At 67.6% G+C, this 16513-nt stretch carries 20 protein-coding genes; 14 read left to right on the top strand and 6 right to left on the bottom strand.

The features are described from left to right. On the top strand, positions 1 to 519 hold a 519-nt coding region (locus AC1DT6_RS00005), incomplete at its 5' end, for a tripartite tricarboxylate transporter permease (RefSeq protein ID WP_477114412.1). A gap of 132 nt (positions 520 to 651) precedes the next feature. On the opposite strand, the gene AC1DT6_RS00010 is transcribed toward AC1DT6_RS00005, so the two are convergent. Further along, a complete protein-coding gene (locus AC1DT6_RS00010; protein ID WP_441624739.1) occupies positions 652 to 1566 on the bottom strand; it encodes a LysR substrate-binding domain-containing protein in 915 nt (304 codons plus the stop codon). A 223-nt stretch (positions 1567 to 1789) separates the two neighbouring features. Here AC1DT6_RS00010 and AC1DT6_RS00015 point away from each other — a divergent pair, with 223 nt between their 5' ends. Further along, on the top strand, positions 1790 to 2767 hold the full coding sequence (locus AC1DT6_RS00015) for a Bug family tripartite tricarboxylate transporter substrate binding protein (protein ID WP_441624740.1): 978 nt from the start codon (positions 1790 to 1792) through the stop codon (positions 2765 to 2767). 138 nt (positions 2768 to 2905) lie between these two features. Continuing rightward, the gene (gene ggt / locus AC1DT6_RS00020; RefSeq protein WP_441624742.1) at positions 2906 to 4531 is read left to right on the top strand and encodes a gamma-glutamyltransferase; all 1626 of its coding nucleotides are present in this window, start codon (positions 2906 to 2908) and stop codon (positions 4529 to 4531) included. A gap of 87 nt (positions 4532 to 4618) precedes the next feature. Here the strand turns inward: ggt and AC1DT6_RS00025 are convergent, their stop codons facing one another. Then, complete coding sequence (locus tag AC1DT6_RS00025; protein ID WP_441624744.1) at positions 4619 to 5377, bottom strand: hypothetical protein; 759 nt, start codon at positions 5375 to 5377, stop codon at positions 4619 to 4621. Then, a complete protein-coding gene (locus AC1DT6_RS00030) occupies positions 5371 to 6291 on the bottom strand; it encodes a serine hydrolase domain-containing protein (protein WP_441624746.1) in 921 nt (306 codons plus the stop codon). The genes AC1DT6_RS00025 and AC1DT6_RS00030 overlap by 7 nt, the downstream gene beginning before the upstream one ends. A gap of 305 nt (positions 6292 to 6596) precedes the next feature. Between AC1DT6_RS00030 and AC1DT6_RS00035 the strand changes: the two genes are divergently transcribed. The 3 genes from AC1DT6_RS00035 (at position 6597) to AC1DT6_RS00045 (ending at position 8829) form a co-directional block, all read left to right on the top strand. Continuing rightward, positions 6597 to 7457: a PhzF family phenazine biosynthesis protein gene (locus AC1DT6_RS00035; RefSeq protein ID WP_441624748.1), complete on the top strand. Its 861-nt coding sequence runs from the start codon at positions 6597 to 6599 to the stop codon at positions 7455 to 7457. A gap of 124 nt (positions 7458 to 7581) precedes the next feature. After that, complete coding sequence (locus tag AC1DT6_RS00040; protein WP_441624750.1) at positions 7582 to 8202, top strand: pyridoxamine 5'-phosphate oxidase family protein; 621 nt, start codon at positions 7582 to 7584, stop codon at positions 8200 to 8202. A 9-nt stretch (positions 8203 to 8211) separates the two neighbouring features. Beyond that, positions 8212 to 8829, top strand: coding sequence for an FMN-binding negative transcriptional regulator (locus AC1DT6_RS00045; protein WP_441624752.1), 618 nt, complete (start codon positions 8212 to 8214; stop codon positions 8827 to 8829). Positions 8830 to 8883: 54 nt separating this feature from the next. Here AC1DT6_RS00045 and AC1DT6_RS00050 read toward each other — a convergent pair whose 3' ends face one another. After that, complete coding sequence (locus AC1DT6_RS00050; protein ID WP_477102307.1) at positions 8884 to 10335, bottom strand: CoA transferase; 1452 nt, start codon at positions 10333 to 10335, stop codon at positions 8884 to 8886. Between the two features lie 213 nt (positions 10336 to 10548). Between AC1DT6_RS00050 and AC1DT6_RS00055 the strand changes: the two genes are divergently transcribed. The 4 genes from AC1DT6_RS00055 (at position 10549) to AC1DT6_RS00070 (ending at position 13630) form a co-directional block, all read left to right on the top strand. After that, positions 10549 to 12324: a glutamine--tRNA ligase/YqeY domain fusion protein gene (locus tag AC1DT6_RS00055; RefSeq protein ID WP_441624756.1), complete on the top strand. Its 1776-nt coding sequence runs from the start codon at positions 10549 to 10551 to the stop codon at positions 12322 to 12324. 4 nt (positions 12325 to 12328) lie between these two features. Beyond that, the gene (locus tag AC1DT6_RS00060; RefSeq protein ID WP_043348411.1) at positions 12329 to 12547 is read left to right on the top strand and encodes an RNA-binding S4 domain-containing protein; all 219 of its coding nucleotides are present in this window, start codon (positions 12329 to 12331) and stop codon (positions 12545 to 12547) included. 76 nt (positions 12548 to 12623) lie between these two features. Further along, positions 12624 to 13007, top strand: a complete 384-nt coding sequence (locus AC1DT6_RS00065) for an MAPEG family protein (protein ID WP_441624759.1) — start codon at positions 12624 to 12626, stop codon at positions 13005 to 13007. 20 nt (positions 13008 to 13027) lie between these two features. After that, positions 13028 to 13630, top strand: a complete 603-nt coding sequence (locus AC1DT6_RS00070; RefSeq protein WP_441624761.1) for a YceI family protein — start codon at positions 13028 to 13030, stop codon at positions 13628 to 13630. A gap of 8 nt (positions 13631 to 13638) precedes the next feature. Here AC1DT6_RS00070 and AC1DT6_RS00075 read toward each other — a convergent pair whose 3' ends face one another. Further along, positions 13639 to 13788 (bottom strand): hypothetical protein, encoded by a 150-nt coding sequence (locus AC1DT6_RS00075; protein WP_441624763.1) that lies wholly within the window; start codon positions 13786 to 13788, stop codon positions 13639 to 13641. Between AC1DT6_RS00075 and AC1DT6_RS00080 the strand changes: the two genes are divergently transcribed. From AC1DT6_RS00080 to AC1DT6_RS00095, 4 genes are all read left to right on the top strand, one after another. Next, on the top strand, positions 13781 to 14092 hold the full coding sequence (locus tag AC1DT6_RS00080) for a hypothetical protein (protein ID WP_441624765.1): 312 nt from the start codon (positions 13781 to 13783) through the stop codon (positions 14090 to 14092). The genes AC1DT6_RS00075 and AC1DT6_RS00080 overlap by 8 nt on opposite strands. 46 nt (positions 14093 to 14138) lie before the next feature. Beyond that, positions 14139 to 14843 (top strand): alpha/beta hydrolase, encoded by a 705-nt coding sequence (locus AC1DT6_RS00085; protein WP_441624767.1) that lies wholly within the window; start codon positions 14139 to 14141, stop codon positions 14841 to 14843. Between the two features lie 116 nt (positions 14844 to 14959). Next, on the top strand, positions 14960 to 15508 hold the full coding sequence (locus AC1DT6_RS00090; protein ID WP_441624769.1) for a YaeQ family protein: 549 nt from the start codon (positions 14960 to 14962) through the stop codon (positions 15506 to 15508). Between the two features lie 133 nt (positions 15509 to 15641). Beyond that, positions 15642 to 15989: an FKBP-type peptidyl-prolyl cis-trans isomerase gene (locus AC1DT6_RS00095; RefSeq protein WP_035864016.1), complete on the top strand. Its 348-nt coding sequence runs from the start codon at positions 15642 to 15644 to the stop codon at positions 15987 to 15989. Between the two features lie 108 nt (positions 15990 to 16097). Here the strand turns inward: AC1DT6_RS00095 and AC1DT6_RS00100 are convergent, their stop codons facing one another. Further along, positions 16098 to 16418 carry a hypothetical protein gene (locus AC1DT6_RS00100; RefSeq protein WP_035864014.1) on the bottom strand — a complete coding sequence of 107 codons (321 nt, stop codon included), beginning with the start codon at positions 16416 to 16418 and terminating at the stop codon, positions 16098 to 16100. Between the last annotated feature and the right edge of the window lie 95 nt (positions 16419 to 16513).

Consider the following 16513-nt stretch of genomic DNA (forward strand, 5'->3'; position numbering starts at 1 on the left):
ATGGCGCTGATGGTGGGTGCGATGACCATCCACAACATCCAGCCGGGCCCGCAGGTCATGACCAGCAACCCCGCGCTGTTCTGGGGCCTGATCGCCTCGATGTGGATCGGCAACTTCATGCTGATCATCCTGAACCTGCCGCTGATCGGGATCTGGGTCAAGCTGCTCAAGGTGCCTTACCGCTACCTGTACCCGGCCATCCTGACCTTCTGCTGCATCGGCGTGTATTCGGTCCAGAACACCACCTTCGACGTGTTCCAGACCGCGGCCTTCGGCGTGATCGGCTACCTGTTCATCAAGCTGAAATGCGAGCCGGCTCCGCTGCTGCTGGGCTTCGTGCTGGGACCGATGATGGAAGAGAACTTCCGCCGCTCCCTGCTGCTGTCGCGTGGCGAGTTCACGGTGTTCGTGACCCGTCCGCTGTCGCTCGGCCTGCTGATCGCCGCCGCCGTGCTGGTGCTGATCGTGGCGCTGCCGTCGATCAAGAACAAGCGCGAAGAAGCGTTCCAGGAAGAATAATCCAGCAAGTCCCGCGGCCAGCCAACGTGCCGGCCGCGAGCGACCGTGCCAGCAAGACCCTCAAGGTGCCGCCAGGCACCTTTTTTTATGCCTGCTTCGCTTCCATGGCCACGAGAAGTGCGCTGCTTCGCCTCACGGCTGCGCCGCCACGCCATCGCCGCCCGGGGCATCGAACAATCCCGCGCAAGCCTCCCGCACCGCCGCCGCGACATGCCGGCGCGCATGGTCGCGCCGCTCCAGCATGCCGATGGTACGCATCACCGGGGCGCCGCCCACTTCCAGGGGCAGGATGCGCAAGGCCTCGTCCTCCCGCCAGCGCGCGCGCTGCAAGAGCGGCACCACGGTCACGCCCACCTGCTGGCGCACCAGTTCGACCAGCGCCTCGATCGAGTTCAGTTCCAGGAACTCGTTGACGCGCAGGTGCGCGCGGCGCAGCGCCCGCTCCACCAGCAAGCCGGTGCGCTGGCCGCGGTCGAATCGCAGGAAGGGGTTGGCCGCCAGCGCCTCGCGCGCGTTCGCCCCCGGGCTGTCACGCCCTGCAATCGCCACCAGCGGCTCCTGGTAGAGCGGCGTCCACGCCAGGGTGCCGGCCAGCCGGCCAGTCCCCTCCACCAGCATTGCCGCGTCAAGCTCGCCCGCTTCCACCTGGGCCGCCAGTTCGATCGACTTGGCGCCAACCAGGCGCACGTCCAGCGCCGGATGTTCGCGCTTCATGCGCGCCACCACATGCGACAGCCCGCCCATCACCGAGACCACCGCCCCCACCGCCACCGCGCCGGCCATCGCGTCCGGCGCTTCAGGCGGCAAGCGCATCTCGTCATAGAGCGCGAGCATGCGCCGCGCCTGCGGCAACAGCTCGCGGCCGCCGGCATTGAGCGCCACCACCCTGCCACCCCGGTCGAACAGCTCGCGGCGCAGCTCAATCTCCAGCGCGCGCATCTGCAAGCTGACCGCGGCCTGCGTCAGCGCCACCCGCTCGGAGGCAGCGGCAAAGGAACCGTGGTCGGCCACGGCAACGAAAGTGCGCAGGAAACGGATGGTGCTCATGGGAAGGGCTCGCGAAATGAGGCAGACCGGCCATGCCGATACTTAAGAAAACATTGAGACACAAGAAAGAAATATTAGCTTTCATTATGATGCCCTGCACGGAATAATGATGCGCAGCACCATCAACGCGGGCCTGGCGCCACCAGCCTCGGCCTGCGCGCGGTGCGTTGCCCGAAGGCCGGCACCGGCCCGCACTGCCTTGCTTCCAGATCCGGAGATCACCATGAAACACTGGCTGCGCCTGTTTGGCACGAGCCTCGCCACCGGCCTCGCGCTGAGCGCCGTCCCGGCACTCGCCGACACCTATCCGAACAAGCCGATCCGCCTGATCGTGCCGTTCCCGGCCAGCGGCGCCACCGATCTGCTGGCCCGCGCCATCGCGCAGAAAGTGGGCACCAACATGGGCCAGCAGATCGTGGTCGACAACCGTCCCGGCGCGGGTGGCGCGATCGGCTCGGACATGGCCGCCAAGGCCCCGGCCGACGGCTACACGCTGCTGATCGCCACCACCAGCACGCACTCGATCGGGCCGTACATCAACCCCCGCCTGCCGTACAACACCGAGACCGACTTCACGCCGATCAGCCAGGTGGCCATCGCCACCAACGTGCTGGTGGTGCCGAACAGCCTGCCGGTAAAGAACGTCAAGGAACTGATCGACTACGCCAAGAAGCATCCGGGTGAACTGAACTACGCGTCCAGCGGCAACGGCACCGTGGTGCACCTGACCGCCGAGGCCTTCAAGGCGCAGGCCGGCGTATTCATCACGCACATCCCGTATCGCGGTACCGCGCTGGCCGTGCCCGACCTGATCTCCAACAAGGTGCAGATCCTGTTCGACAGCATCGTCTCCGGCCTGCCGCATGTGAAGGACGGCAAGCTCAAGGCACTGGCCGTGACCAGCCTGAAGCGCTCGCCGCTGGCACCCGAGATCCCCACCGTCAGCGAGTCCGGCCTGCCGGGCTTCGAGTCCGATACCTGGTTCGGCATCTACGGCCCCAAGCAAATGCCGGCCGAACTGGTGAACCGCCTCAATGCGGAATTCAACAAGGCGATCCAGTCGCCGGACGTGAAGGAACGCCTCGGCAAGCTGGGCGCCGAACCCGTCGGCGGCACGCCGGCGCAGTTCGCCGCCATGGTGAAGAAGGACAGCGCGCGCTGGGGTAAGCTGATCAAGGACCGCAAGATCACCGTGGAATAACGGCGCCGGAGTCACAGCGACTTCCGCCGTACGCCCCGTCCCGCCGATGCGGGAGGCGGGCGCCAATACAAGCGCGAATCCTGGCGAGCCGACAGGCACGGCCCCCCCGCCAGGACAGCGAACCGAACCGAGGCAAGCATGCAGAACTTCAACTGGACCAATCCCTACCCTTCCGTGCGCATTCCGCTGTTCGCGCGCAACGTGGTATCCACCTCCCACCCGCTGGCAGCGCAGGCCGGCCTGCGCATGCTGCTCAAGGGCGGCAACGCGGTGGACGCGGCCATCGCGGCAGCGGCGGCGATCACCATTGTCGAACCGGTCTCGTGCGGCCTGGGCAGCGACGCCTTCGCCATCCTGTGGGACGGCAAGGAAATGCATGGCCTGAACGCCTCGGGCGTAGCCCCGGCGGCGTGGAGCCCCGAGTATTTCAAGAACAAGTACGGCACGGACGCCAATGGCATCGCCAACCGCCCCGTGCGCGGCTGGGACGCCGTCACCGTGCCCGGCGTGATCGCCGGCTGGGCCGCGCTGCATGAGCGCTTCGGCAAGCTGCCCTTCGCCGAACTGATGGAACCCGCCATCGAGATCGCCGAGCGCGGCTACGCCGTGCCACCGGTGGTGGCGCACAAGTGGGCCGCCGCCGTGCCCGAACTGAAGGACCAGCCCGGCTATGCCGAGGCCTTCATGCCGAATGGCCGCGCCCCCAAGGTGGGCGAGAAATTCACGCTCAAGGCCGCCGCCGAGACACTGCGCAAGATTGGCGACACCAATGGCCGCGATTACTACGAAGGCGAGATCGCCGCGAAGATCGCTGCCTTCAGCAAGGAATGCGGCGGCGCCATGACGGCCGACGACCTGCGCAACTACAAGCCGGAATGGGTCAAGCCGATCAGCAAGTCCTACCGCGGCTATGAACTGCACGAGATTCCGCCGAATGGACAGGGCATTGCCGCGCAGGTGGCGCTCGGCATCCTCAACCAGTTCGACATGGCCTCGCTGCCGGTGGATTCGGTCGAGTCCCAGCATCTGCAGATCGAGGCGATGAAGCTGGCCTTTGCCGACCTCTACCGCTATGTGGCCGACCCGGCCAGCATGGAAGTCACGCCCGAGGCAATGCTCGACGACGACTACCTGAAGTCGCGCGCCAGGCTGATCGACATGGATCGCGCCACGCATTTCGATTTCGGCATGCCCAAGGTCGGCGGCACCATCTACCTGACCGCAGCCGACGAGAACGGCATGATGATCTCGTTCATCCAGTCGAACTACATGGGCTTCGGCTCAGGCGTGGTCGTGCCCGGCACCGGCATCAGCCTGCAGAACCGCGGCGTGGGCTTCTCGATGGACCCGAAGTCCGCCAACGTGGTGGCTGGCGGCAAGCGCCCCTTCCACACCATCATCCCTGCCTTCCTCACCAGGGACGGCCAGCCGGTGATGAGCTTCGGCGTGATGGGCGGCGACATGCAGCCGCAGGGCCACCTGCAGACCGTGGTGCGGATGGTGGACTACAACCAGCAGCCGCAGGCCGCCTGCTGCGCGCCGCGCTGGAAGGTCAACCGGGATTTCACGCTGGACATCGAATCCACCATGGATCCGGCCGTGGTGGCGGGCCTCAAGGCACGCGGCCACCAGCTCAAGTCGGTCGACGATCCCTACATGGATTTCGGCTCGGGACAGTTCATCTGGCGCCTGTCGGAAGACGCCGAGCATGGCTACGTGGCCGCCAGCGACAGCCGGCGCGATGGACAGGCAGTAGGTTTCTGACTTCCCGATAGCAGTACTGGGAGAGCGCCCGCGGCAACGTGGGCGCTTTTTTTTTGGCGGTTGGCGTCCCGGGGCACGCCATCGGCCTCAAGGCATCCGGCGCAGGCGAATCACACCGCTCTCGTAGAGGACAACGCCCGTGACCTGCCCCGCCGCATCGCGCTCGAACTGGAGTTGGGCAAGTCCGTTCTCGTAGACGAAGCGGTCGGCCTGCGCTGCCACCGGGAACACCGGCCTGCGCAGCCAGTTTCCGGATCGCACACCGAGCTGCCCGTTTTCGGCCCGGATATCAAAGATCAGGTCCGTGCGAATCAGCCGCTGGCTACGATAGCGGCCGACGTATTCCTGTTGCCTGTCGAGCGGCACGACGGCAATCGCCGGCGCGGCCGCTTTCGTGCGCAGCGCGGAATAGCCGGCGCCGCCTAGCGAATAGTCCAACCCAACGATCTCGCCGGCTTCGCGCCGGAACACATACTGCACGCCGACCTCGGTGTCGACAAAGGTGTCGTGCCCGGCCGGCGATAGCGGGCGGAACCCCCCGCCCGTGGCGCGCCGGTACAGCGTGCCATCCTGCGGCACCATAGTGACGTAATTGCTCTTGTCGACCTGGTAGATCCCGCCGTACTCCGCCAGCACGCCAGGCGCGAGCGCGGGCGCCGCCGGCATGGTGGGGTAGCGGCTGGCGGTGATGCCCAGCAGGACCTTGTATGAAGGCGCATGGGTATTGCTCACCAGCACGGCGGCCGCTTCCTGCGTGTCCGGCGCGAAGGCCAGCAAGGCGCGATAGCCCCCTGTCAGTCCGTCGTGGTAATACGTGCGATGGCCGGCCGGCCCGCGGATCAGCACAGCGTAGCCGATCTCCTCGCCATGAGCGCCCGTTCCGCCGCCGGACCGAGCGGCCCGGCGCTGCCTGCCATCATGGCGCGCGCGAAGATGAGCAGGTCCGGGGCCGTCGAGCGCAGCGCGCCGGCGCCCGACAATGCATCGAAGTCCCATGGCGCCCGGGTCTCTTCGTGGCTATAGGCGGGCGCGAGCGCCTTGGCCTGCGGCCCCGGGAACTGGAACGTGCTGCGCATGCCCAGCGGTCCGGTGATGTTCTCGCGCACAAGCACATCCCAAGGCTTGCCGTACCGGTCGGCAAGCAGTTGCCCGAGCAAGCCCATCCCCAGATTGCTGTACGCCGCGCCGCAGGGCGGCGCGTGTTCCAGCGTCAGCCCGGAAAGACCGGCAAGCAGCTTCCGGCGGTCATGCCGGGAGAACGGGTTTTCGGTCCCGTAGCCGGGAAAATCCTGCGGCTCGCGGGGCAGACAGGCGCTGTGCGTCACGAGCTGGCGCAGCGTGATGGCGGCGGTCTCCGGCTTCAGCGCAGCGTGGCCCTGCAGAAGTTTGCCGAGGTTGTCGTCCAGCGACAGGTCGCCGCGCTCGACCGCCTGTGCGAGCAGCAGGCCCGTGAACAACTTGCTGATGGAGCCGATCTCGAATAACGGCTGTGCTTCCGGATCGCCGCCCTCCACGATCTCACTGGCCGCGCCCACGCGACGACGTTGTACGGCGTAGCGATCCTGTTTGTCCCGCCAGATGCCCACCGCCACGGTACCGGGTTCATCCTCGAGCACGGTCGTTGCGATTTCGGCGGGAGACGATGCGAAGGAGAGAGGGGCCGCGACCGCCGATGAGAGACAGGCAAGCCCGGCCGCCGCCGCGATCCATACGCTCAACGTCGTGGCCAAGCCACCAAACAAGTCCGTCTTGCTCGCCATGGGCATCCTCCGGTGGCCTTCATGCTGGATTGGCCGGACCGAGACAAGCCACCGGCGCCGCTACTATACCGTCAGCCAGTATTCGCATTTAGCAGCGAATACCCCTAGGTTCTTCCGGATTCGCCGGAAATCCGGTCATGCCGGAACCGGCCGCACGGACGCCGGCCTCGCATGGATCGGGCCCTGCCGGTCCCGCACCCAGGCCAACTGTCAGCAACTGGCCTGCCAGCCATCCCTTCGACTGTGCATGGCGTACGCCGGGTGGCGATTTACACTGGCCCCTTCCACTTCCAGCCCGAACAGCCATGACCGCCTACGCTTACCGCCTGCTCAACGTCTTCGCCGAATCCACTTTCGGCGGCAATCCCCTGTGCGTATTCGAGGATGCGCGCGGGCTCGACGACGCCACCATGCAAGCCCTGGCGCTGCAGTTCAACTTGTCCGAGACCACCTTCATCCTGCCCTCCGGGCAAGCCAGCGCCCAGGTCCGGATTTTCACGCCGGGCTATGAGATGCGCTTTGCCGGCCATCCCACGCTGGGCACGGCACATGTGGTGCGCGACCTGGCCGCTACCGGCGACGCGCTCACGCTCGAATTCAAGGCGGGCGTGGTTCCGGTGACCGCGCAGGGCGATGTGTGGACCTTCACTGCGCCGCATGCGGGCCAGCCGAAGACGGCACCGGCCGGCCTGCCGGATGCGGAAATGGCCTCCCTGCTCGGCCTTGCCGAGTCCGACCTGCTGGCTTCGCCGATGTGGGTCGACACCGGCGCCGACCAGTTGCTGGTACCTGTGAAGCATGTCGACGCCGTGCGCCGCGCGCAGCCCGACAGCGCGCGGCTGGCGTCCTGGCCGCAGAGCAGCCTGGGCCGCAAGACCGCCTACGTCTTTGCCTTCGATCCGACGCGGCCGGAACAGGTGGTGGCGCGCTATTTCTTCACCAAGCAGGGCGGTGGCGTGGCCGAGGACCCGGGTACCGGATCGGCCTGCGCCAACCTGGGCGGCTGGCTGATCGCCAGCGGCCACGCGCTACCGGCCGGATACCAGATCGCGCAGGGCGAGGCGGTCGACCGGCCGTGCACGCTGCGGCTGGAAGTGACCGCCGGGCAGGCCATCCGCGTGGGCGGACGCGTGATCGAACTGGGCCGCGGCACCATCAACCTGTAACACGCAGCCCAATCGTGCATGGTGGCGCGGGGCGGGCAAGCGCGACAAACCACGCGCAGCTGCGTTACAGTGAGATCCGCCCCGCCCATCAGCCCTGACGCGCAACCCGCACGCGCCCACCGACATGACCACGCCGCACGCCCTGACCACGCTGGCCGAACTGGAAGCCCACTACGCCCAGGCCAGCGAGGCCTCGCTCGCCAAGGAAGTCGATTACCTGCATCCGCACTACCGCGCCTTTGTCGAGGCCGCCCCGCTCTGCCTGCTCTCCACGGTGGGCGGGGAGTATGCCGAGTGCTCGCCGCGCGGCGACGCGCCCGGCTTTGTCCAGGTGCTCGACGAGCGCACCTTGCTGCTGCCGGACCGGCGCGGCAACAACCGCCTCGACAGCCTGCGCAACATCATCGCGGACCCGCGCGTGGGCCTGCTGTTCCTGATTCCCGGCGTGGACGAGACCATCCGGGTGGCCGGCACCGCCCATGTCTCGGTCGACCCGACGCTGATCGCGCGCTGCATGGTGGATGGCAAGGCGCCGGCTACCGTGCTGGTGATCTCGATCCAGTCGGTGTTCTTCCAGTGCGCCCGCGCGCTGGTGCGATCCAGGTTGTGGGACCCGCAGACACAGGTGGCGCGCAGCAGCCTGCCGAGCAACGGCACCATCCTGGCCGCCGTGAGCCGGAATCCCTTCGACGGCGTCGCGTACGACGCGTCGCAGCCCGCCCGGATGAAGCAAACCCTGTATTGAGTCGAGCCCATGTACACGCCAGCCCACTTTGCCAGCACCGAAAGCGACGCCATCGACGAAGTCATGCGCCGCTACCCTTTCGCCACCCTGATCGGCAATGACGCCGACGGGCTGCCGTTCGCCACCCATCTGCCGGTGGTGGCGGAACGCAGCGGCGACGCCTGGCGGATCGAAGGCCATATGGCGCGCGCCAACCCGCACTGGCGCTGGCTGGAGCAGACGCCGCGCGCGCTCCTGGTGTTCCAGGGCCCGCACGGCTATGTCTCGCCGGCGCTGTACGAGCAGAAGCTGTCGGTGCCGACCTGGAACTACGTCGCCGTGCATGTGTACGCGGAAATCGCCACGCTTCACGACGCCGATGCCAAGGATGCGCTGCTCAAGCGCCTGATCGCGCAGAACGAGCCCGGCTACGCCGCGCAATGGCGGGAGCTGCCGGAGGATTTCCAGCAGAAGATGCTGGGTGCGATTGTCGGCCTGCGCATCGTGCCGACGCGAGTCGAAGCCAAGTTCAAGCTCAGCCAGAACCGCCCCGCGGCCGACCGCGCCCGCATTCTCGCCGCCCAGCAGGAAGGCAGCCCGATCGAGCGCGACATGGCAGCGTGGATGGCGCGCATGACGGGCGCCTGAAACGCTAAAGCCGGCTGCAACGCAACAGCTGCCCCCCCCCCGCCCGCGCGCCGCTCAGGCGCGCGGCAGCCACTCCGGCGCATGCGTGCCCAGCGGCACCGAAGGCAGCGCCCAGTACGCGGGGGTCTCCGACAGGCGGCCCGCATGCGACACCACGCTCAGTTCGCCGAAGCCCGACGGCAATGTCGCCATCAGGTCGGCCACATCCTCAAGCCGCTGGTCCGGCACCTGCAATCCCCCTTCCACCCGCCCCAGGCCACGCAGCCACTGGCCAACCTGCGCCAGCGATACCCGCACATGCCAGCTGCCGCCCTCGACGGCGCGCCGGTGCAGCGCAGCCATGGCGCCGAGCGCCATCAGGTAGCCGGCGGCATGATCCAGCACCTGGGCCGGCAGCGGACGCGGTTCGTCGCTGCCGGCTGCCTGCGCTTCCGCATGGTTGAAGCCGGTGGCGGTCTGCACCAGGGAATCGAAGCCGCGCTTGCCGGCCCACGGCCCGACGTGCCCGTAGGCACTCAACGTCACATAGACAATGCCCGGCCGCGCCCGGGCCGCCGCCTCCGGCCCCACGCCCAGTTCGGCGAGGCCATGCGGCCGGTAGCCCTGGACCAGCACATCGGTGCCGTGCAACAGTTTGTGCAAGGCACGCTTATCGTCGGCATCGCGCAGGTCTAGCTGGCAGGCACGCTTGCCGCGCCCGGTGTCGATCACCAACGGTTCGATGGCAGGCAGGTGGGCGGAGGTGACCAGCAGTACGTCCGCGCCATGCGCGGCCAGGGTACGCCCGGCCACCGGGCCGGCGATGATGCGCGTGAAATCGAGCGCGCGGACACCCGACAGCGGGCGCGCGCCGGCAGCGGGCAGCGTCGGCAGCGGCTCCGGGAGCGCCTCGCCGATCCGCTCCAGGGTAAACGGCGGCAGGCCGCGCAGCGCCTGCCCCTGCGGATGCTGGTCCCACTCCTCGAAGCTGCGCATGGCGGCCACCACCAGGCCGGCTTCGGAGGCGGCAGCCTCGAAGGCCTCGGCCTCCCACCGTTGCAGGGCGGCTTCCACGGCGGCCCGCTCATGGGCGCAGCCCAAGATGCGCAGCACGCCGTCGCGGTGATGCGGGAAGTTGGTGTGCAGGCGCACCCAGCGCCCGTCGCCGCAACGGTAGGCGCCGGCGATCTTGTTCCACATCTCCGCCGCCGGGCCGCCCTCCACGCGCAGGTAGCGCTCGCTGCGGAATTCGGCCAGGGCGTGACGCATGTCGATGGCAACATCCTGCCAGCGTCCGCTGCGCTGTTGCCACAGCGTGGCGGCGGCGAGCGCCGCGGCGCCCAGGCTGGCCTGAGCGGCGGTGCCCACGGCAAAGGACGACGGCAGCACCGGGTCGGTGCCGGTGAGTTGCAGCCGGCCCAGCGCTGCGGCGGGCATCCCGGCGGCCTGCCAGAGTCCGGCCACGGCTTCGGCCGGGGTCGGGCGGGAGGCAGGGGCAAGGGTTGGAGTCGGGGTTGAAGTCGGCATGGCGGCGATGCTCCAGGGGACGGATGCGCTCCCTCCATCCTAGGCCGCGGCGGCTGTTTTTGCGCTGCCGCGCGGAGATTGCACGACTCTGGCCGCCGGCACGGTAAAATCACCCGATCCGGCATTCCGCCATGCAATCGAGCAGCGCGGCGGGCTGCGCGCCAGACGCCGGCCGCCGCCCCGCCCCTGACTTAACCGCCCACCGGCGCCACCATGAGCAACGACCCCAAAGCCAACGACAACACGCCCGCCGCATCCAATTTCCTGCGCAGCATCATCGACCAGGACCTCACCGCCGGCACCTACGCCGGCCGCCAGGATGCCCAGGGCGAGCCGTTGCCCCCCGTCATCACCCGCTTCCCGCCGGAGCCCAACGGCTACCTGCACATCGGCCACGCCAAGAGCATCTGCGTGAACTTCGGCATGGCGCGCGACTACGGTGGCCGCTGCCACTTGCGCTTCGACGACACCAACCCGGTCAAGGAAGATACCGAATACGTCGACTCCATCATCGACGCGGTGCACTGGCTCGGCTTCAGCTGGGACAGCACCGCCAAGGACGGCAGCCAGCAGCCCCACCTGTATTACGCCAGCGACTACTTCGACCAGCTCTACGCCTTCGCCGAAAAGCTGATCGAGCGCGGCGTGGCCTACGTGGACAGCCAGAGCGCCGAGCAGATCGCCGCCAACCGCGGCGACTTCTCCCGCCCGGGCACGCCCTCGCCGTTCCGCGACCGCAGCGTCGAGGAAAACCTGCGGCTGTTCCGCGACATGCGCGACGACAAGTACGCCGACGGCGAGCACGTGCTGCGCGCCAAGATCGACATGAACGCGCCCAATATCGTGATGCGCGACCCGGTGATCTACCGGATCCGCCACGCGCATCACCACCGCACGGGCGACAAGTGGTGCATCTACCCGATGTACGACTTCACGCACTGCATCTCGGACGCGCTGGAGAACATCACGCACTCGCTGTGCACGCTGGAGTTCGAGAACAACCGCCCGCTGTATGACTGGGTGCTGGCCCAGCTGCGCGAATGCGGCGTGTTCAGCGATCCGCTGCCGCACCAGTATGAATTCGCCCGCCTGAACCTGACCTACGCCATCACCAGCAAGCGCAAGCTGCTGCAACTGGTCGTTGAAAACCGCGTGGACGGCTGGGACGATCCGCGCATGCCCACCATCGTGGGCGTGCGCCGGCGCGGCTTTACGCCGGAATCGATCCAGTTGTTCTGCGATCGCATCGGCGTGGCCAAGTCCGATAGCTGGATCGACATGAGCACGCTGGAAGGCGCCGTGCGCGACGACCTCGATGCGCGCGCGGCGCGTGGCGCGGCGGTGCTGGACCCGCTCAAGCTGATCATCGACAACTACCCCGAAGGCCAGAGCGAAGACTGCTCGGCGCCCGTGCATCCCAAGAAGCCGGAGCTGGGCCTGCGCGTGTTCCCGCTGTCGCGCGAACTGTGGATCGAGCGCGACGATTTCAGCGAAGCGCCGCCCAAGGGCTACTTCCGCCTGTTCGCGCCCAAGGACGGCACCCCCGGCAGCAAGGTGCGCCTGCGCTACGGCTATGTGATCGAATGCACGGGCGTGGACCGCGACGCCGACGGCAAGGTGATCGCCGTGCACGCCAACTACCTGCCCGAGACCAAGAGCGGCACGCCGGGCGCGGACAGCGTCAAGGTCAAGGGCAATATCCACTGGGTCAGCGTGGCGCATGCCTATGAAACCGAGGTGCGGCTGTACGACCGTCTCTTCAACGACCCCAACCCGGATGCCGGCGGCAAGAACTTCCTCGACGCGCTGAACCCGGACTCCAAGAAGATCGTCACCGCCTACCTGGAACCCGGCCTGCAGCAAGCCGCCGCGGAAGACCGCTTCCAGTTCGAGCGCCAGGGCTACTTCGTGGCCGACCGGGTCGATTCGACGCCGGGCAAGCCGGTCTTCAACCGCATCGTCGGCCTGCGCGACAGCTGGGGGAAGTAAGCCCATGCAAACCGTAACCTTCCCGCTCGAGGGCGAGCATATCGCCCTGAACGACCTGCTCAAGGTGGCCGGCGTGTGCGACAGCGGCGGCGCCGGCAAGGCGCTGGTGGCGGCCGGCGAAGTGTCGGTCGACGGCGCGGTGGAATCGCGCAAGACCGCCAAGATCCGCGCCGGCCAGGTGGTCAGCGTGGCCGGCGTGAAGATCCGGGTAGTGGCGGCCTGACCGCCCCGGCCGCCGGTATGCCCGGCGGCCGGCCAGCCGGCCATCGGGCGCGTGCTTCCAAGCAAAGGAAATGACAATGCCGATCGCATTCTGGTGTGTGCTGGTGGCAGGCATCCTGCCCGTGGTGACGGTTGGCATCGCCAAGGCGAGCGGAAACGCCTTCGACAACCACGATCCGCGCGGCTGGCTGGAAAAACAGGCCGGACGCGCCCGGCGCGCCGACATGGCGCACCGCAACCATTTCGAGGCCTTCCCCTTATTCGCCGCGGCGGTGCTGTGCGCCACCCACCTGCAGGCGCCTGCCGCGCGCATCGACGAGCTGGCGCTGGTCTTTGTCGCCGCGCGCATCCTGTACACGGTGTGCTACCTGGCTGATCGCGCCACCTTGCGCACGCTGTGCTGGACCATCGGCTTCCTGTCGGCGATTGGCATCTTCCTGCTGCCGGTGCTGGTGCACTGAGAACACCGGGGAGAGCGATCATGCGCTACCTGCCTGCCATCCTTTGCGCGCTCTGCCTGCTGGCGCCGGCCCTGGCCGGCACGGCGCGGGCCGAGCCGGCCAGCTACGCGGTGGACCCGACCCATACCGCGGTGTACTTCGCCGCCAGCCATTTCGAGCGGACCTCGGTACGCGGGCGATTCGGCAAGATCGATGGCCGCATCAGCTATGACGAAACCAGCGGCAGCGGCGCCATCGATTTTACGGTCGACGCCGACTCCGTCGATTCCGGCAACCGCACGCTGGACGGCATCCTGCGCTCGGCCCAGTTCCTCGATGCGCAGAACTTCCCGGTGGTCCGGCTGCGCGCCAACCGCTTCGTGCAGGACGGCGGCCGGCTGGTGGCCGTGGAGGGCGAACTGAGCCTGCACGGCGTCACGCAACCGCTGCGGCTGGAAGCCGAGCGCTTCAGCTGTGGCGACATCTCGCTGTTTGGCATCAAGCGCCACGTTTGCGGCGGCGACTTCCGCGCGGTACTGTCGCGCAGCGCCTTTGGCATGACGCGCTTCCTGCCCGACGTGAGCGATAGTGTGGTCCTGACGATTTCGGTGGAAGCCATGCCGGCCGCGTCGGCACCCAAGTAACACAAGCATCACATATAGTTTTCCACAACACCGCCAGATGTCGACCCGGCGACGCCTGAAGAGCCGGTTTCTTCTGTAAAATCAGCGGTTTGCATTTTTCCGGCGGGGCCATTTTTCCCGGTTTCCGCCTGAACGGGAAACCCGAAAACAATGATCACGATTCAAGTTGGGGATGTGGTGGCGGCGTCGTTGGCGGCTGCGGGCGCCTGCCTGATGTGCAGCATCCCGATGGCATTCCTGCGCCGCTTTCCCGCCTGGGCGTTGCGCACTTATGGCCGCCGCGCGCTGCTGGTGCCGTTGCTGATCCTGCCGGTGGGAGGCTGGCTGGCAGGGCTCGCGCTGTCGGGGCAGATCGACAGTCCCGCCGGCCACGCCATGGTGGTGGCAATCGCCTTTCTCTGCCTGAACCTGGCCTCGGCGCTGCTGCGCTACTACCTGAGCGATTACCGAAAGTCCCGCTAAAGCGAGCGGCGCCCATCGCGGCGCCAATGTTCGCGCCAGGCCATCCATGAGCACACCCCAGCGCTTTGACATCGAAACCGGCACCGAGACACTGGCCGCCGACCGCATCGACACCGGCAACGGCGCGAACTGCCTGCTGCTGCACGGCGCCGGCACCAGCCACCGCGCGCGCTGGCTGGCGTTGCGGCAAGCGCTCGCCGCCCAGGGCGTGGGCAGCATCGCCTTCGATTTTTCCGGCCACGGCGAAAGCTCGGCGCGCACGCCCAACTCGCTGGCCAAGCGCCAGCGCGAAGCCGAGGCGGCGCTGGCCCATCTGGATGGCGCTGGTCCCCGCGCCTTGATCGGCATCAGCATGAGCGGCGAAATCGCCGTGCGGCTGGCCGCCGATCCGCGCAACCGGATCGACCGGCTGCTGACACTGGTGGGCGCCGCCTATGACCCCGCCGCTTTCGAACTGCCCTTCGGCCCAGCCTTTACCACCGTACTGCGCACGCCCGGCAGCTGGCGCGCCTCGCTCGCCTTTGAACGGATCGCGCAATTCCGCGGCCGCCTGACCCTGGTACGCGGTGCCGAAGACAAAGTCATCCCCGCGGGCATTGCCGACGCGCTTGCCGCCCGTGCCGGCCTGGCCGAACGGGTGGAGGTGATCGACCTGCCCGGCACCGGCCACTTGCTGGGCGAAGCCTGGCAAAACCAGCCCGGCTTCGCCGCCAGTCTGAGCGCGATCGCGCTGGGCGCCGTGGGCGCCTGAGCCCACTCCAGGCGGCATGGCAGGCACCCGGTACGGTGTCGTTGCGAACGCCGCGTCCGATTCACGTATGATGCGGCCTTTCGCTTCTCGCAGCATTTGCCGCTCCCGCTTCCTTCATGGCACTTAAATCCACCATCTACAAGGCCGAACTGTCCGTCTCCGACATGGACCGGCCCTACTACGGCAGCCACGCCCTGACCATCGCGAAGCATCCGTCCGAGAACGATGCGCGCATGATGGTGCGGCTGCTGGCCTTTGCCTGCGAAGCCAGCGAGACGTTGATCTTCACCCGCGGCCTGGACGAGCCCGACGAGCCGGACCTGTGGGAAAAGACCCTGACCGGCGAGATCGCGCATTGGATCGAGCTGGGCCAGCCGGACGAGTCGCGCCTGAAGCGCGCCGCCGCGCGCGCCGATCGCGTCACCGTGTTCACCTACAATGGCGCGAGCGCGCGCGAATGGTGGAAAGGCATGGCCGGCAAGGCCGGCAAGCTGCGCAACGTGACCATCTACAATGTGCCGGCCGAGGCGGTGGAAGCACTCGCCGCCCTGGCCCAGCGCGCCATGCGGTTGTCCGTAACGATCCAGGACAGCGAGATCTGGGTCAGCGACGACGACCACAACGTCCGCATTACGCTCGAGGTCCTGCAACAGCCCCAGGGCTAAGCCCGGCTCCCGAGCGGTTTTCGCGTTACCAGCATTACCAGGTTCAGAATTACCCATCCGCCCGGTGCGGCCGGCATGCCGCCGGCCTCACCGAACCCGTGACCCTCGCTGATACAGCACAAGGAAGCCATCCATGAATACCACTCCCTCCGGCCTGCAATATGAAGACACCGTCACCGGCGAAGGCGCCGAAGCCACGGCAGGCAAGCATGTCACGGTGCATTACACCGGCTGGCTCTATGAGAACGGCCAGGCTGGCCGCAAGTTCGATTCGAGCAAGGACCGCAACGACCCGTTCGTGTTCCCGCTGGGCGCCGGCCACGTCATCCGCGGCTGGGATGAAGGCGTGCAAGGCATGAAGGTGGGCGGCACGCGCCGCCTGGTGATCCCGGCCGATCTGGGCTACGGCGCGCGCGGCGCGGGCGGCGTGATTCCGCCGAACGCCACGCTGCTGTTCGAAGTGGAACTGCTGGCGGTCTGATCGCCTTGGCGCCGCCCCGGCGGCGCTCACCGGCATCCCATCCCGCGCGGATGGGCACAAGCAAGAGGGGCGCCCGCGGGCGCCCCTCTTGCATTCCGGCCCGTGCGTTCAGAAACTGATCGCCGCGCTGCTCACGTCGACCCGCACCTTGTCACGGTCCAGCAGGCGCGCGGCATGGCGCGCATAGTCCTGGGCCCAGGCGGCATCGCTGGCGAAACGCTGCTCGCCGGAGAACTTGGCCACGCTCAGGATCTTGTCGATCACCAGCACCTTGCCCACCGGGCTGGAAGCCTGGCAATCGAGTTCGGCATATTCGCGGTCGAACCAGCGCCAGCCAGCGTCCTCGGTAACCGCCGCCAGCTCGGCGTCGCCAATCGTGAAGCCAAATTCCTTGCCGGTACCGAAAACTACCGTGAGCGTGCGCGCCATAGCCTGATCTCCTGGTTGATGCCACATTGTAAAGACATAGCGGCCGGTACCGCCACCTCGCCCTGGCAGATTGGCCGGCCAAGGGTACCTGCCGA

The sequence above is a fragment of the Cupriavidus sp. 01L45 genome, assembly GCF_056399885.1.

Excerpts from the sequence above, each read along its gene's own strand:
- AC1DT6_RS00010 (WP_441624739.1), bottom strand. The coding sequence starts at position 1,566 with ATGAGCACCATCCGTTTCCTGCGCACTTTCGTTGCCGTGGCCGACCAC.
- AC1DT6_RS00015 (WP_441624740.1), top strand. The coding sequence starts at position 1,790 with ATGAAACACTGGCTGCGCCTGTTTGGCACGAGCCTCGCCACCGGCCTC.
- ggt (WP_441624742.1), top strand. The coding sequence starts at position 2,906 with ATGCAGAACTTCAACTGGACCAATCCCTACCCTTCCGTGCGCATTCCG.
- AC1DT6_RS00030 (WP_441624746.1), bottom strand. The coding sequence starts at position 6,291 with ATGGCGAGCAAGACGGACTTGTTTGGTGGCTTGGCCACGACGTTGAGC.
- AC1DT6_RS00035 (WP_441624748.1), top strand. The coding sequence starts at position 6,597 with ATGACCGCCTACGCTTACCGCCTGCTCAACGTCTTCGCCGAATCCACT.
- AC1DT6_RS00040 (WP_441624750.1), top strand. The coding sequence starts at position 7,582 with ATGACCACGCCGCACGCCCTGACCACGCTGGCCGAACTGGAAGCCCAC.
- AC1DT6_RS00045 (WP_441624752.1), top strand. The coding sequence starts at position 8,212 with ATGTACACGCCAGCCCACTTTGCCAGCACCGAAAGCGACGCCATCGAC.
- AC1DT6_RS00050 (WP_477102307.1), bottom strand. The coding sequence starts at position 10,335 with ATGCCGACTTCAACCCCGACTCCAACCCTTGCCCCTGCCTCCCGCCCG.
- AC1DT6_RS00055 (WP_441624756.1), top strand. The coding sequence starts at position 10,549 with ATGAGCAACGACCCCAAAGCCAACGACAACACGCCCGCCGCATCCAAT.
- AC1DT6_RS00060 (WP_043348411.1), top strand. The coding sequence starts at position 12,329 with ATGCAAACCGTAACCTTCCCGCTCGAGGGCGAGCATATCGCCCTGAAC.
- AC1DT6_RS00065 (WP_441624759.1), top strand. The coding sequence starts at position 12,624 with ATGCCGATCGCATTCTGGTGTGTGCTGGTGGCAGGCATCCTGCCCGTG.
- AC1DT6_RS00070 (WP_441624761.1), top strand. The coding sequence starts at position 13,028 with ATGCGCTACCTGCCTGCCATCCTTTGCGCGCTCTGCCTGCTGGCGCCG.
- AC1DT6_RS00080 (WP_441624765.1), top strand. The coding sequence starts at position 13,781 with ATGATCACGATTCAAGTTGGGGATGTGGTGGCGGCGTCGTTGGCGGCT.
- AC1DT6_RS00085 (WP_441624767.1), top strand. The coding sequence starts at position 14,139 with ATGAGCACACCCCAGCGCTTTGACATCGAAACCGGCACCGAGACACTG.
- AC1DT6_RS00090 (WP_441624769.1), top strand. The coding sequence starts at position 14,960 with ATGGCACTTAAATCCACCATCTACAAGGCCGAACTGTCCGTCTCCGAC.
- AC1DT6_RS00095 (WP_035864016.1), top strand. The coding sequence starts at position 15,642 with ATGAATACCACTCCCTCCGGCCTGCAATATGAAGACACCGTCACCGGC.
- AC1DT6_RS00100 (WP_035864014.1), bottom strand. The coding sequence starts at position 16,418 with ATGGCGCGCACGCTCACGGTAGTTTTCGGTACCGGCAAGGAATTTGGC.